The organism is Undibacterium sp. TJN25 (assembly GCF_049339885.1).
In the GTDB taxonomy this organism is placed as follows: Bacteria; Pseudomonadota; Gammaproteobacteria; order Burkholderiales; family Burkholderiaceae_D; genus Undibacterium.
Genome location: NZ_JBMPPM010000003.1, coordinates 79,553 through 93,214, shown reverse-complemented (window position 1 = coordinate 93,214; position 13,662 = coordinate 79,553). Strand labels below are relative to the sequence as shown.

Below are 13,662 nucleotides of genomic sequence, written 5' to 3'. Positions count from 1 at the left end.
TATACGGATTAGCAGGCATCGCCGCAGCTTTATGGTGTGCTCAGCCTTTTTCCAGCTTCAGTGTGCGCATCAGCTTGCCGGCGTTGGCCATGAGGGACGCTGCGGGTTTCGCCATGACAGCCGGGGCCGGCGTATCGTAGGCTTGCAGTGCCGGTGCAGGTACGTAGGAATGGTCCAGCTTGAAGGCAGACACGGTTTGCGCCAGGTTGGCCGCCTGTTCTTCCATGCTCTCCGCTGCTGCCGCGGCCTGTTCCACCAAGGCCGCATTCTGCTGAGTCATCTCGTCCATCTGCGTAATGGCCTGGTTGACCTCTTCTATGCCCGAGCTCTGCTCCTGGCCGGCTGCGGTGATTTCCGCCATGATTTCCGCAACCCGTTTCACCGAGCTGACGATGTCGTCCATGGTCTTGCCCGCTGCATCGACCAGCTTGCCGCCGGAGTTGACGGTTTCCACCGAATCGCCGATCAGCGTCTTGATCTCTTTTGCCGCGCTGGCCGAGCGCTGCGCCAGATTGCGCACCTCGCTGGCAACCACGGCAAAGCCGCGGCCCTGCTCGCCGGCACGTGCGGCTTCCACTGCGGCGTTCAGCGCCAGGATATTGGTCTGGAAGGCGATGCCGTCGATAACGCCGATGATGTCCACGATCTTGCGCGAGCTTTCTCGGATGGACGTCATGGTTTGCACGACCTGGCCTACTTCCTTGCCGCCTTTGACAGCGTGGTTGCTGGCTGCCACCACCAGGTGGTTGGCCTGGCGCGCATTTTCGGCATTGTGCCGCACGGTAGCGGTGATTTCTTCCATCGAGCTGGCCGTTTCTTCCAGTGCGCCGGCCTGTGTTTCCGTGCGCGACGACAGGTCCGCATTACCGACCGAGATTTCACCGGATGCAGTGGCAATGGCATCGGTGCCTATTCGTACTTCGCTGACAATGCGGTGCAGGCTGTCGTTCATGTCCTTCAGCGCGTTCAGCAATTCACTGATTTCATCCTGGCCGGTGATCTCTTCGCGGAAGGTCAGCTCGCCGGAAGCAACGCGCTTGGCAATCGTCAGCGCATCGCGCAGCGGCGTGGTGATGCTGCGCGTCAGGAACAGCGAAAACGCCGCGCCTATCACCAGCGCTACCGCGCCGATGGCAAACAGCGAGAAAGTCAGTTTCTTGCCGGTGGCTTCGGTGCGCCCCGCCAGGTCTTGCGACGCATCGCTTTGCAGGGCGACCAGCTTGTTCAGTTCGACCAGGGTTTTCTGGTACAGCGGTTCTATCTGCGTTGAGATGACCTTGACCGCTTCGTCATTATTGAAGGCAGTAATCAGGCGCAGGGTTTCCTTGAAGGGCGCATCGATCTGGGCTTCCAGGTTGCTGATGTCGGTAACGACTTTTTTTTCCGCATCGGTCAGGCCGCTGGCCAGAAGCTTGTCGCGCGCAGTCTGGAAGATCTGGCGCTGCGTCTTGGCGATGGCCTGTTGCTTGTTCATTTCGCTGATTTCATTTTGCAGGCCGATATTGCGAATGGCAATACCGCCTTCCAGCAGGCTGCTTTTCATCGCTGCCGCTTGCGCACTCTTGGTGTTGACCGTTTCCAGCCCGGCGATCATCTGCCTGCGGTTATTGGTGCTGAACACACTGTCGGCCGCCAATACGATGATCAGCATTGCCAGTATTACGCCAAAGCCGATTGCCAGCCTGACCCCAATACGCAGATTGCGCAAATCCATAGCATTCTCCCAGTTGATGCGATATTAAATAGCTATGTGATTACCGTGCGGTAATTTTCTAACACATACAGTGCATACAAGCAACTACCGTACCAGACAATTTGCAATACAAAATATCGAATGCCCGTCAAATTGCGAAGAAACAACGGTGGATTATTGTTTCCCGGTTAATTCTTTGCTTACTACACTGTATGCGGTTTCACGCTCTTGGTGCGTTCATGGTAGATCAAAATTGCCGGCACGCATAATTTTCCTGCCGCCCTTGTTCATTGCGTAGCACAACAATAAGTCCTGGAGACGGAGGAGGAAGTTGCGAATGGAAGGGCCGTCAAATTCAGCAGTAGCGGGTTTGATTGTTCGGACGGAGGTGTGGGCAGCGTATCAGGCAGCGATGGCGGATCAAGTTGAAGAGGGAATGGGTGGCTGCAGCGGCGACGGCTGGGAGGGATAGGATAAAGCGGCCAAGCAGTGCGCAACAACCGGCAGGCGCCGGCTGTTGCGTATAGTAATGATGACTTAAATGATGCGCTCGCCGCTGGCAGGATCGAACAGCGCTGCCTTGGACAGGTTGAAGGACAGCATCATCGTATGGCCCGGCAGCACTGCTTCACGCGGATGCGCGCGACAGGTGACGGCGGCGCCGTTCAGCCGCGTGGTCAGCAGCGTGTCGGGGCCGGTAGGTTCCACCAGGTTGATCAGGCAAGGAAGTTCCTGGCCGGTATCGCCGTGGGCGCTGCCAACGTCGGTGATCTGTTCCGGGCGTACACCCAGCGTCAAGTCTTTGCCGGCGTGCGCTCGCAATTTTTCTGCGTCGAACGGCAGCTTCAGGCGCATCGTCTTGCCTTCATTTTCAATCGGGATGTAGACGTCCTGGCCTTCTATCTGCAGCTTGCAATTGATGAAGTTCATTGACGGCGAGCCGATGAATCCGGCGACAAACAGGTTGGCCGGATTGTCGTAGATTTCCTGTGGCGTGCCCAGTTGCTGCACGACACCGTCTTTCATCACGGCGATTAGGTCGCCCATTGTCATCGCTTCGATCTGGTCATGCGTAACATAGACGATGGTGGATTTCAGGCGATGGTGCAGCAGCTTGATTTCCGCCCGCATTTCCACGCGCAGCTTGGCATCCAGGTTGGACAGCGGTTCATCGAACAGGAACAGCGAAGGCTTGCGGGAGATGGCGCGGCCCATTGCCACACGCTGGCGCTGGCCACCGGACAGCTGCGCCGGACGGCGATCCAGCAGATGCGTAATCTGCAGGGTTTCGGCCACGCGGGCGACGATTTCTTCCTGCTCCTTCTTCGGCACTTTCTTCACGCCGAGACCGAAGGCGATATTCTCCCGTACTGTCATCGACGGATACAGCGCATAGGACTGGAATACCATCGCAATGTCGCGGTCTTTCGGTGGCAGGTCATTGACGACCTTGTCGTCGATCAGGATCTCGCCCGAGGTCACGTCTTCCAGGCCGGCAATCATGTTCAGCAGCGTGGATTTACCGGAGCCGGAGCCGCCGACCAGGATCAGGAACTGGCCGTCCTTGATTTCAATGTCGATGCCCTTCAGGACTTCGACGCCATTCGGGTACACCTTGCGGATATTGCGGATCGTTAAATTTGACATTCTTATTCCTTAACCTTTGACTGCGCCTGCGGTCAAGCCACGCACGAAATAACGGCCGGCGACCATGTAAACCACGAGAGTCGGTATCGCCGCAATAATGGCGGCAGCCATATCGACGTTGTATTCCTTCACGCCGGTCGTTGTATTGACCAGGTTGTTCAAGCCCACTGTGACCGGCTGCGAATCGCCGCTGGCAAATACGATGCCGAACAGGAAGTCGTTCCAGATCTGCGTGAACTGCCAGATGATGCAGACCACGAAGATAGGACCGGAAATTGGCAGCACGATCTTGCGGAAGATCAGGAAGAACCCGGCACCGTCTATACGGGCGGCCTTGATCAGTTCTTCCGGCACGCCTATATAGTAGTTGCGGAAAAACAGCGTCGTGAACGCAGTGCCGTAGACCACATGCACGAATACCAGGCCGAAGGTGGTGTTGGCCAGGCCGAAATCGCCCAGCAGGCGCGCCATCGGCAGGATCACCACCTGGAATGGAATGAAGCAGCCTACCAGCAAGGCGGTGAACAGGATTTCCGACCCGCGGAAACGCCAGTGCGCAAACACGTAGCCATTGAAGGCCCCGAGGAATGTGGAGATCAGCACTGCCGGGATCACCATCTTCAGCGAATTGACGAAGAAGGGCTGCAAGCCGTTGCAGGTAACGCCGGTGCAGGCGGTGGACCAGGCCTTGGACCAGGACGCGGTGTTCAGCGAGGCCGGCAGCGACAGCAGGTTGCCGGAGCGGATTTCGTCCAGCGTCTTGAACGATGTCGATACCATCACATACAGCGGCGCAATGTAATACAGCGCAAACAGCACCAGCAGCAGGTACAGGACGATGCGTCCGGGAGTCAGTTTTTTAGAATTTTGCATTATCTCATCGCCTTTGCGCTGCGCGCTTCGAGATACATCAGAGGCACCAGCACCGCGACGATGGTTGCCAGCATCATCATTGCCGACGCCGCGCCCAGGCCGAGCTGGCCGCGCGTGAACGAAAACTGGTACATGAAGATGGCCGGCACTGAAGAGGAATTGCCGGGACCGCCGGCAGTCAGCGCGATGATCAGGTCGAAGCTCTTGATGGCAATGTGCGACAGGATCAGCAGCACGCTGAAGAATACGGGGCGCATGGCCGGAATGATGATGCGGCGGTAGATGGTCGGCAGCGAAGCGCCATCGACCTGGGCCGCCTTGATGATTTCATCGTCTATGCCGCGCAGGCCAGCCAGGAACAGCGCCATCACGAAGCCGGAAGACTGCCAGACCGCTGCAATTACGACGGTGTAGATAGCCATGTCGGAATTGACGAGCCAGTCGAAGGTGAACGAAGCCCAGCCCCAATCGTGCATCAGCTTTTCCAGCCCCAGGCTGGGATTGAGCATCCATTTCCACGCGGTGCCGGTAACGATAAAGGACAACGCCATCGGGTACAGGTAGATAGCGCGCAGGCCGCCTTCGGCACGGATTTTCTGGTCGAGCAGGATCGCCATGAACAGACCTACCGCGACGCTTGTCAGGATGAACAGCGAGCCGAAAATACCCAGGTTCGTCAGCGATGTCCACCAGCGCTCATTGTCGAACAGGGAGTAATACTGCGTCAGCCCGGCGAAATCGAAATTCGGCATCAACCGCGATTCGGTCAGCGAGATGTAGCCGGTCAAAAAGATGAAACCATAGACGAATAACAGGCTGGCGGCGAGCGTCGGGCTCAATACCAGCTGCGGTATCCATCGATCAAATAACTTGCGTAGTGACATAGGGACGGCTGTAGGAGAATGAAAAGCGGGAGGTACCGGGAATGTTTCTTTTGAACACTGCCAACTAAGCGCTGCTAAACAAATGCACCGGACCGCCGGGCGGCAGGCCGATGCATTGCTTTCACCTCAGATAATACCTCGGAATGATTACTTCGTTTTTGCCGCTTTTGCCAGCGCTGCAACTGCGTCTTTGGAGCTCATGTTGGAGTTCATGAACTTCGCGATGACGTCGGTGACTGCGCCCTGTGTTGCTGTAGGCAATGCCATGCCGTGTGCAAAGGAAGGAAGCAGGCCGCCATTTTTGTTGGTGGAGTCCATGTCGTCCATCGATTTGATTGCGCATTCGTCAAACTTGGCGCGGGATACGCCGGAGCGCACAGGAATCGAACCTTTGTTCAGGTTGAAAATGGATTGGAACTTAGGATCCATGATCGCATTGGCCAGGGCAATCTGGCCTTTCTTGGCATCGGCATCCTTCTGTGTAAACATCGCGAACGAATCGACGTTGAAGGTGTAAGCCTTGTCTGTGCCTGGTGCTGCTACGCACAGGTAGTCTTTGCCAGGAACTTTGCCGGCAGCGGAAAACTCGCCCTTGGCCCAGTCACCCATGAACTGGAAGCCTGCCTTGCCGTTGATGACCATCGCTGTCGCCAGATTCCAGTCGCGGCCCGCTGCATCCTTGTCGATGTAGGTCTTGACCTTGCCCAGCGTGTCGAACACTTTTACCATGGTCGGGCTGGTCAGTTCTTTCTGGTCCAGTTTCAGGATCGCTTTTTTGTAGAACTCGGTGCCGCCTACGCCCAGGGCAACCGTTTCAAATACGGTTGCGTCCTGCCATGGCTGGCCGCCGTGGGCGATGGCAATGCCACCCGATTTCTTGATTTTTTCAGCAGCGTCGAAGAACGCATCCCATGTAGTAGGCGTGCCGACCACACCGGCTTTTTTCAGTACTTCCGGGTTGACCCACATCCAGTTGACGCGGTGCACGTTGACCGGCGCTGCAACATAGTGGCCTTTGTATTTCATGATGTCGGCAACGACTTTAGGCAGGACTGCATCCCATTTGCCTGGAATGGCCGCGTCGTCGATATTTGCCAGCACGCCTTCCTGGCCCCATTCCTGGATCGATGGTCCCTTGATCTGCGCTGCAGTCGGAGGGTTGCCGGAAATGACGCGTGCTTTCAGTGCTGTCGCGGCATTTTCGCCGGCGCCGCCTGCTACTGCGAAATCTTTCCAGCCGAAGCCGGCTTCCTTGACCATGATCTGCAGCTGGCCTACGGATTTTGCTTCACCGCCGGACGTCCAGTAATGCAGAACTTCCACATCGGTAGCGAAAGCGCTGCCAGCGCAAGCGAGAGCGGTCATCATGACGAGTTCTTTCAGTTTCATCTCCAAATTCCTTATTATGGGTCCAGCATAGTTTGAAAGGTTCCGTCGCGGCACAGCTGTTAAGCCGGAACACTTGGGTGCGCCTGTGCCGACGCTATATCAAATCCGGCCGCACTTCCGGCCGCCATCATCAGAACGCATCCCACTTCTCTTCATGAGATAAATCCGGATGAACGGATTACGCCGGGATTGTGATGCATGGTCCTGTACATCGCAAGCCGGACGTCAAACGCGCCTTCCGTTTGGAAGGCGCGTTTTTATTGTTAGAACCAGGTTTCCAGCTGTACGCCGTAAGAAGCGCCGCTGGTGTTGTTGCCATAGACCGGGCCGGAATTGTTGTTGGCGTTGACGGCTGCTGTTGCTGCGTCATTCCATTTGCCATACGTTACGTAGGCGCGCAATTCAGGACGGGACCACAGGCCAGGACCGGCAGAGATCGTTGGAGCAAATGTGATCTTGGTCAGGCGCTGTGCAGGGCCGCCGGTTGGAGATGTGACGCGGTCTGTACCGAGTTCCATCTGCAACTTGAAGTTCTTGGTCAACGCATAGACAGGACGTGCACCGATGGAAGTCCAGGTAGTGGAGCCGCCTGCATCGGATTTGTCACGCTGTACCAGAGCGACAAATTCCATGCCGAAGTTTTCCGAAGGCTGTACCCATACGTCATCGAATACACGCAGACGGGTTACGTCGGAACCCAGCAGTGTGCTGCCGGATGCGCCGATACGGTCATTGCCTACGCCGATACCTGTACCTGGGCCTACGCCGTACTGGATACCGAAGGTGTTGGCGCCGCCGAATACCTTGTCTTGCTTATGGAAAACAGAAATCTGCCAGCCGTTGTGCTTGGTGCCCTTGATCGTGTCGTCGCCCTGTGCCGTGATGATGGTAGCGGCGAAGTCCATGGTGCCGCCTGCATTGACCGGAACGTCCTGGTAGATGAAGTTCTGACGGGTTGCGGCGGTTGTGCTGACGACTTTGGTGACTGGATCAGTCGACGTTGCATCATTGTCTTTAAAGAACGCGTAGCCGATTTTACCTGGGCCGACTTTGTACTGGTCGATACCGCCGCCGGTACCGTTAAAGTTGATGTATTGCAAATCCAGCATGTGGATATCAGGACGGAAGTAGTAACGCTTACCGATCCAGGCAGTACCGCCGTTCAGGAAATCCAGGCCGCGTGCTTCTACATAGGCTTTTGCCAGTTCCAGCTTGGCGCCTGCGAAATCGGAATTCGGATTGTAGGCATCTGCCCATACTGTTGCCAGGTAGCTAACGCCGTCTACCTTGGCGATTTCTTTGGTGTAGCCGCCTTCGAAATACGAGTCGCACTCATTGCCGAGACGATATTTCATGGTGTTGCCGCCCAGGCCGAAGCAGCTTTGTGGGCCGTGAGTGGAGCTGGTGCCTGCGCCTGCACGGAGGTAACCGTGGAAGCCTTCTTCATCGGCGTAAGCCGATCCACATGCTAATGCCAGGGTGATTGCTGCAGGTAAAGCTTTCAATATGATGCGATTCATGGGTGTGTCTCCTCGGTCGTTTTGTCTTATCAAGTAAAAGGCCGATGTTGAGCTTTTACCGTCCAGAAATCATTCTGGCAACTGAATGGTAACTATACTACGTAAAAATTTCAACACATTATGTTGTAATCCTACGAATTTTCGCATTATCATGAGCCCATTGGCCGAATTCGGCGTTTCTTTGATGATCATCAATGCCTACTGATAACAATAAAGCTTCCAGCTCACAGCCTTACGCATCGTCTTCGATCATTACTTCTTCTCCTGGCATTCCACGCCTATTGGCAGACATAGGCGGCACCAACGCGCGCTTCGCGCTGGAGACTGCGCCCGGCAAGATAGAGGCTGTTGCGGTGTTGCCGTGTGAAGACTACGCAACACTCGACGATGCAATGGAGGCTTATCTTGCGGATCCGGCCATTGCTGAGCTGGCCGTTGGCGGTGTCCGCTATTGCGCAGTGGCGATTGCGAATCCCGTCAATGGCGACCAGGTTCGGATGACCAATCATCATTGGCAATTCTCGATAGAAACGGTGCGCCGCAAGCTGGGGTTTGACCAGTTCCTGGTGGTCAATGATTTCACGGCGCTGGCCATGTCGCTGCCTTATCTGGCTGTGGATCAAAAACGACAGATTGGCGGCGGCGACGCCAAAACGGACAACGTGATCGGCTTGATCGGCGCCGGAACCGGCCTCGGCGTTTCGGGGTTGATTCCGAGCAATGGCCGCTGGACTGCGCTGAAAAGCGAAGGCGGCCATGTGACTTTTTCTCCGGCGGATGAATGCGAAGTAGGTATTTTGCGTTTCGCATGGCGCGAGTTCAGCCATGTATCTGCCGAGCGTGTGCTATCCGGTGACGGCCTGGAGCTGATTTACCGCGCACTGGCAGATATGCAGGGCCTGTCGGTGGAGCCGCTGCCGGCGCCGGAAATTTCCCGCCGCGCACTGGCTGGCGAATCTCCCTTGTGCGCAGAAGCGGTGGACCGTTTTTGCGGCATGCTGGGCACGATCGCCGGCAATGTTGCCGTCACGCTCGGCGCGCTCGGCGGCATCTACATCGGCGGCGGCATCGTACCGCGGCTGGGCGACCGTTTCCTGGCATCGCCCTTCCGCCAGCGCTTTGAGCAAAAGGGCCGTTTCGACAGCTATCTTGCTCAGATCCCGACCTTCGTCATCACTGCGGAATACCCGGCGTTCCTGGGAGTTTCGGCGATATTGACGGAAAATATCAGCGATGCCGCCGCCAATCCACGAGCTTGATTTTTTTTGCACGCCGCTTTGCATGATCCCGGTGAAAATTCCTGCGACGCAAGTCGCCAGGAATGCTGCCGGGGAACACAAATCCGAATTAGAATTCAGGGGTTTTTGCCGATAAAAATTAGGAAATACCGACCGTACAATACGGAAGCGTGAATCCAATATAGAGGGGCACTCCATGAAAAAAGACCGGAAAACGGAAGCAGACCGGTTCAGCGACGGACCGCGCCTGCTGGCCGATATCGGCAGCGTCAATGCGCGCTTCTCGCTGGAAACCAGGCCCGGCCACTTTGAGGCCGTTGCCTCGCTGCCCTGCGCCAACTACGAATCCCTGCAGGAAACCATACAGGCCTACATGGGCAGTCCGGAAGCCCGCGCCGCCGGCGCGGTGCGCGTCTACCATGCAGCCATCGCGATCGGTAATCCCATCGATGATGACATCATCAAGATGATGAACCATCACTGGTCATTTTCCATCGAAGCGATGCGCATTGCACTGAGCCTGGACACGCTGCTGGTCGTCAATGACTTTACCGCGCTGGCGATGGCCTTGCCTCATCTGCTGCCTGAAGAAAGGCAGCAAATCGGCGAGGGCACTGCACGCGCAGAAGGCGTGATCGGGCTGATGGGGCCGGGTAGCGGCCTGGGCGTGTCCGGCATGATACCGGCCGGCGACCGCTGGATTGCGCTCGGCAGCGAAGGCGGCCACGTCAGCTTCAGTCCCTGCGACCGGCGCGAAATGGATGTGCTGGCCTTTGCATGGCGCGAAATGTCGCACGTATCGGCAGAGAGGATGGCCTCTGGCCGCGGGCTGGAACTGATCTACCGCGCGCTGTCCGAAAGGGCGGGCAAGACCAATGTAACGCCGCTGGCCGCTGCCGAAGTGACCAGCCGTGCGCTGAACGGCAGCTGCGACATCTGCGTGGAAGCGGTGGACTGTTTTTGCGCGATCCTCGGCTCCATCGCCGGCAACCTGGCGATGACGCTGGGCGCGCTGGGCGGTATCTATATCGGCGGCGGCATCGTGCCGCGCCTCGGGCCGCTGCTGGCAAAATCGCAGTTCCGCTCGCGCTTTGAAGAGAAAGGCCGCCTGAGCAGCTACCTGGCGCACATCCCTACCTACGTGATCACGGCCGAATTGCCGACCTTCCTCGGCATTTCGGCGATCCTGGCGCAAAAGCTGAAGCTGGCCAATGCCAGCGCGCCGGTGCTGGAAAAAATACGCCAGGCGCGCGAGCGCATGAGCCAATCCGAATGCAAGGTGGCCGACTGGGTGCTGCGTGAGCCGAATGCGATGCTGACCTTGCCGATTGCCGAAATTGCGCAGCGCATCGGCGTCAGCCAGCCCACGGTAATGCGCTTCTGCCGCTCCATCGGCGTGCAGGGCCTGGCCGATTTCAAGCTGAAGCTGGCCTCCGGCATGACATCCGGCCAGTCCGGCGGCGCCATCACCGTTGCGCACGCGCATGTGGAAATTTCCGACTCAGACACCGAGCTGGCGCACAAGGTGCTGGGCAATAATGCCTCGGCGGCGCTGGCGCTGCGCGAGACGCTGGACATCAAGGCGCTGACGGCTGCCATAGAATTACTGCGCAATGCCAGCCGCGTGGAGTTGCTCAGCGTCGGCAGTGCGCGCGTAGTGGCGGAGGACATGCAGCAGAAGCTGCTGCACCTGGGCATCATCAGCACGTACTTCCCGGACCCGCAGGCGCAGGAAATCAGCGCCGCGATGCTGACCCCGAATGACGTGGTGCTGGTGGTATCGCGCTCGGGCGCTCGGCCCGAGCTGTTGAAGTCGGTCAAGGTGGCGCGTGCCTGCGGCGCCAAGATCCTGGCCATTACCAACAGCAGTTCGCCGCTGGCCAAGCTGGCCGATATCCTGCTGACGCTGAACCATCCGGAAGGCAACCTGAACTTCGTACCGATGATCGTGCGACTGCTGCAACTGATGCTGTTGGATATCCTGTCGGTAGGCCTGGCGCGGCGTGATACCGCCTCGCAGGCGCAACGCTCGGTCGCGGGCGATGAAGACAGCGGCCAGCACGGCAGCCCGCGCGTGGTCGCCAAATTCAAGTTCAGCGGGCATCTGGAGTAGCTTGAAACTCCAATGCCCGTCCTAGCGGATGTCTAGCCCTGCAGCCTGACAGCGCGGTACAGCTCTTCCGCCAGTGCCAGTGCGGGTGGCGTGGCGCCGGCTGAAGTGCAGGCTGCCGCACCGGCGGCGACGGCAAAACGCAGATGTTCGCCGCCGTTGCGCTCTGCATGCGACATCAGGCTATACAACAGCCCGCCTATGCTGGCGTCGCCGGCGCCTACGGTATCCACGACGCTAATCGCAGGCGGGGCCGCCTGCCAGACTTCATCGCCACGGTACAAGGCCGCACCCTGCGCCCCGCGTGTAAACAGGAACATGGCCTGCGGATTCCAGCTGCGCAGCGTCGCGAATGCGGCGGCGATGTCATCGCTGCGGAACAAGCCCTGCAGGTCTTCATCCGATACCTTGATCACGTCGGCCAGCTCGGCCATGCGGCGCAAGGTGGGGTCGTAATGTTCGTCCATCAAGGCGCGAAAATTCGGATCGTAGCTGATTGACACGCCTGCCTGCTTGAGTTCCCCGGCCAGCGCCAGTAACTTGCCCGCCAGCGGCTGGCGCGCCAGGCTGATGCCACCGAAATGCACCCATTGCGCTTGTTGCTGCCATTGCGGCGGCAACAGCGCCGGGTTGAAATGCAGGTCGGCGCTGTCATCGCCGACAAAAAAATACTGCGGCGGGTTCAGCTGATACACCATGGCCAGCAACGGCGATTTGGCAAAGCGCTGCAGGAAGCGCACATCCAGCGCCGCCTCTGCATTGGCCTGGGCCAGCGCATCGCCGAATACATCCCGGCTCACCGCGCCGGCGAAGGCGCTGTCTATGCCCAAGCTGGCGACTACGCGCGCCACGTTCCAGGTGGAACCGCCGACCTGCGAGGTCCAGCTGTCGGCCCCGGTGCGCAGCATGTCGGTCAGGGCTTCGCCGGCGGCGACAAAGCGCGGCAGTGCGCTCATACGCTACTCCCCGTGCTGCCAGCACGGCCATGCTCAGGCAGCACGTTCAATACTTCATAGCAGGCGCCCATCGTGTGGTAGTCGACCTTGCCGGCCGGACTCTTTTCCGCGCTGTATTTTTTATTGTCGGCGTTCAATATGCGGTACCAGGCGCCGTGCTGGTGGTCAACCATGTGCTGCCAGCTATAGCCCCAGATCTGGTCGTAGTGCGTCCAGTATTTGCCGTCGCCGGTGCGCGCCGCTAGCACGGCGGCTGCCGCAAGGCTTTCTGCCTGTACCCAGAAATATTTGTCGCTGTCGCAGATTTCATTCTGTGGCCCGAAGCCGTAAAAGATACCTCCATGCTCGCTATCCCAGGCCTTATCGAGTGCAATGTCGAACAGTTCTGCGGCCCGCGGGGCTAGCCAGGCGGATGGCCCTGCCATGCCGGCCGCATGGCGTTCCATGATCAGCAGCAGCTTGGCCCATTCCGTCAAATGGCCGGGCTGGTAACCCCATGGGCGGAAGATATTGGTCTTGTCGTCCAGGTTATATTCCCAGTCCACCGACCAGTCGGCATGGTAATGCTCCCAGATCATGCCGCCGGCCAATGCGGCCTGGCGCACCGTGATGTTGTGCGCCAGCGTTTCGGCGCGATGCAGGTAGCGCGTTTCGCCGCTGGCCTCAAACGCCGCCAGCAATGCCTCGCATGCATGCATATTGGCGTTCTGGCCGCGGTAGGGGTCGAGTACCGACCAGTCGACGCTGGCTTCGTCGGCATACAAGCCGTAGTCCGCTTGCCAGAAACGCTGCTCCATCAGCGCAAAGGTTTCCTCCATATAGCCGCGCGCTTCTGTTATGCCGGCCAGCAGCGCATGCGAATAAGCGAGTAATACAAAGGCCAGACCGTAGCAGTGGTTATTGCCGTCAGTGACGGTCTTTTTTCCATCCTGCCAGGACAATTGCCATGCATAACCTCCGGTATTGCTGTCGCGGTGCACATTGCGCAGAAAATCCAGGCCGTGCCGCAGGGCGTTCAAATAGTCGGCGTTGCCGAATTGGCGGTAGGCCATCGCATAATTGAAGACGAAACGCGTGCTGCTGACCAGATGGCGTGTTGTCGCATCGTAGATGCTGCCGTCATCCATGAAGAAATGATAAAAGCCGCCGCTGGCGTCTATGCAGCGTGGATGGTAGAAACGCATTGTGTGGTCTATGTGCGCCAGCAGCATGTCGCGCGAACGGAAATCAGGAGTCATGGTGTCTCGGAATTGGTCGAAAAAATATCGCAACTGGAAGGTGAAATCTAGAAGCGAAATGTAGCATGCGCGCGCGCATTGCGCAGCATGGTTTGCGCGCTTTTAAGCGCATGC

10 protein-coding genes are annotated in these 13,662 nt (G+C 58.1%); 2 read left to right on the top strand and 8 right to left on the bottom strand.

Annotated features, from left to right (window positions below; all coding sequences use genetic code 11):
- Window positions 1-40: 40 nt before the first annotated feature.
- The 6 genes from ACO0LO_RS07410 to ACO0LO_RS07385 form a co-directional block, all read right to left on the bottom strand.
- Window positions 41-1,714: a methyl-accepting chemotaxis protein gene (locus ACO0LO_RS07410; RefSeq protein WP_422963573.1), complete on the bottom strand. Its 1,674-nt coding sequence runs from the start codon at window positions 1,712-1,714 to the stop codon at window positions 41-43.
- A 516-nt stretch (window positions 1,715-2,230) separates the two neighbouring features.
- A complete protein-coding gene (locus ACO0LO_RS07405) occupies window positions 2,231-3,340 on the bottom strand; it encodes an ABC transporter ATP-binding protein (RefSeq protein WP_422963572.1) in 1,110 nt (369 codons plus the stop codon).
- 9 nt (window positions 3,341-3,349) lie between these two features.
- Window positions 3,350-4,213, bottom strand: a complete 864-nt coding sequence (locus ACO0LO_RS07400; protein ID WP_422963571.1) for a carbohydrate ABC transporter permease — start codon at window positions 4,211-4,213, stop codon at window positions 3,350-3,352.
- A complete protein-coding gene (locus ACO0LO_RS07395) occupies window positions 4,213-5,097 on the bottom strand; it encodes a carbohydrate ABC transporter permease (RefSeq protein WP_422963570.1) in 885 nt (294 codons plus the stop codon). Before ACO0LO_RS07395 ends, ACO0LO_RS07400 begins: the two co-directional genes overlap by 1 nt.
- A 147-nt stretch (window positions 5,098-5,244) precedes the next feature.
- Window positions 5,245-6,486 (bottom strand): ABC transporter substrate-binding protein, encoded by a 1,242-nt coding sequence (locus tag ACO0LO_RS07390; protein WP_422963569.1) that lies wholly within the window; start codon window positions 6,484-6,486, stop codon window positions 5,245-5,247.
- Between the two features lie 263 nt (window positions 6,487-6,749).
- Window positions 6,750-8,006 (bottom strand): maltoporin, encoded by a 1,257-nt coding sequence (locus tag ACO0LO_RS07385; protein ID WP_422963568.1) that lies wholly within the window; start codon window positions 8,004-8,006, stop codon window positions 6,750-6,752.
- Window positions 8,007-8,200: 194 nt separating this feature from the next.
- Between ACO0LO_RS07385 and ACO0LO_RS07380 the strand changes: the two genes are divergently transcribed.
- Window positions 8,201-9,265 carry a glucokinase gene (locus ACO0LO_RS07380; protein ID WP_422963567.1) on the top strand — a complete coding sequence of 355 codons (1,065 nt, stop codon included), beginning with the start codon at window positions 8,201-8,203 and terminating at the stop codon, window positions 9,263-9,265.
- Between the two features lie 175 nt (window positions 9,266-9,440).
- The gene (locus ACO0LO_RS07375; RefSeq protein WP_422963566.1) at window positions 9,441-11,357 is read left to right on the top strand and encodes a glucokinase; all 1,917 of its coding nucleotides are present in this window, start codon (window positions 9,441-9,443) and stop codon (window positions 11,355-11,357) included.
- Window positions 11,358-11,389: 32 nt separating this feature from the next.
- On the opposite strand, the gene ACO0LO_RS07370 is transcribed toward ACO0LO_RS07375, so the two are convergent.
- Both ACO0LO_RS07370 and ACO0LO_RS07365 read right to left on the bottom strand, forming a co-directional pair.
- Window positions 11,390-12,310 (bottom strand): carbohydrate kinase family protein, encoded by a 921-nt coding sequence (locus tag ACO0LO_RS07370; RefSeq protein ID WP_422963565.1) that lies wholly within the window; start codon window positions 12,308-12,310, stop codon window positions 11,390-11,392.
- Complete coding sequence (locus tag ACO0LO_RS07365) at window positions 12,307-13,548, bottom strand: AGE family epimerase/isomerase (RefSeq protein WP_422963564.1); 1,242 nt, start codon at window positions 13,546-13,548, stop codon at window positions 12,307-12,309. The genes ACO0LO_RS07370 and ACO0LO_RS07365 overlap by 4 nt, the downstream gene beginning before the upstream one ends.
- Window positions 13,549-13,662: the final 114 nt, after the last annotated feature.

Bases quoted from the DNA above. Each gene is read 5' to 3' on its own strand.
- ACO0LO_RS07410 (WP_422963573.1), bottom strand. From the start codon at position 1,714: ATGGATTTGCGCAATCTGCGTATTGGGGTCAGGCTGGCAATCGGCTTT.
- ACO0LO_RS07405 (WP_422963572.1), bottom strand. From the start codon at position 3,340: ATGTCAAATTTAACGATCCGCAATATCCGCAAGGTGTACCCGAATGGC.
- ACO0LO_RS07400 (WP_422963571.1), bottom strand. From the start codon at position 4,213: ATGCAAAATTCTAAAAAACTGACTCCCGGACGCATCGTCCTGTACCTG.
- ACO0LO_RS07395 (WP_422963570.1), bottom strand. From the start codon at position 5,097: ATGTCACTACGCAAGTTATTTGATCGATGGATACCGCAGCTGGTATTG.
- ACO0LO_RS07390 (WP_422963569.1), bottom strand. From the start codon at position 6,486: ATGAAACTGAAAGAACTCGTCATGATGACCGCTCTCGCTTGCGCTGGC.
- ACO0LO_RS07385 (WP_422963568.1), bottom strand. From the start codon at position 8,006: ATGAATCGCATCATATTGAAAGCTTTACCTGCAGCAATCACCCTGGCA.
- ACO0LO_RS07380 (WP_422963567.1), top strand. From the start codon at position 8,201: ATGCCTACTGATAACAATAAAGCTTCCAGCTCACAGCCTTACGCATCG.
- ACO0LO_RS07375 (WP_422963566.1), top strand. From the start codon at position 9,441: ATGAAAAAAGACCGGAAAACGGAAGCAGACCGGTTCAGCGACGGACCG.
- ACO0LO_RS07370 (WP_422963565.1), bottom strand. From the start codon at position 12,310: ATGAGCGCACTGCCGCGCTTTGTCGCCGCCGGCGAAGCCCTGACCGAC.
- ACO0LO_RS07365 (WP_422963564.1), bottom strand. From the start codon at position 13,548: ATGACTCCTGATTTCCGTTCGCGCGACATGCTGCTGGCGCACATAGAC.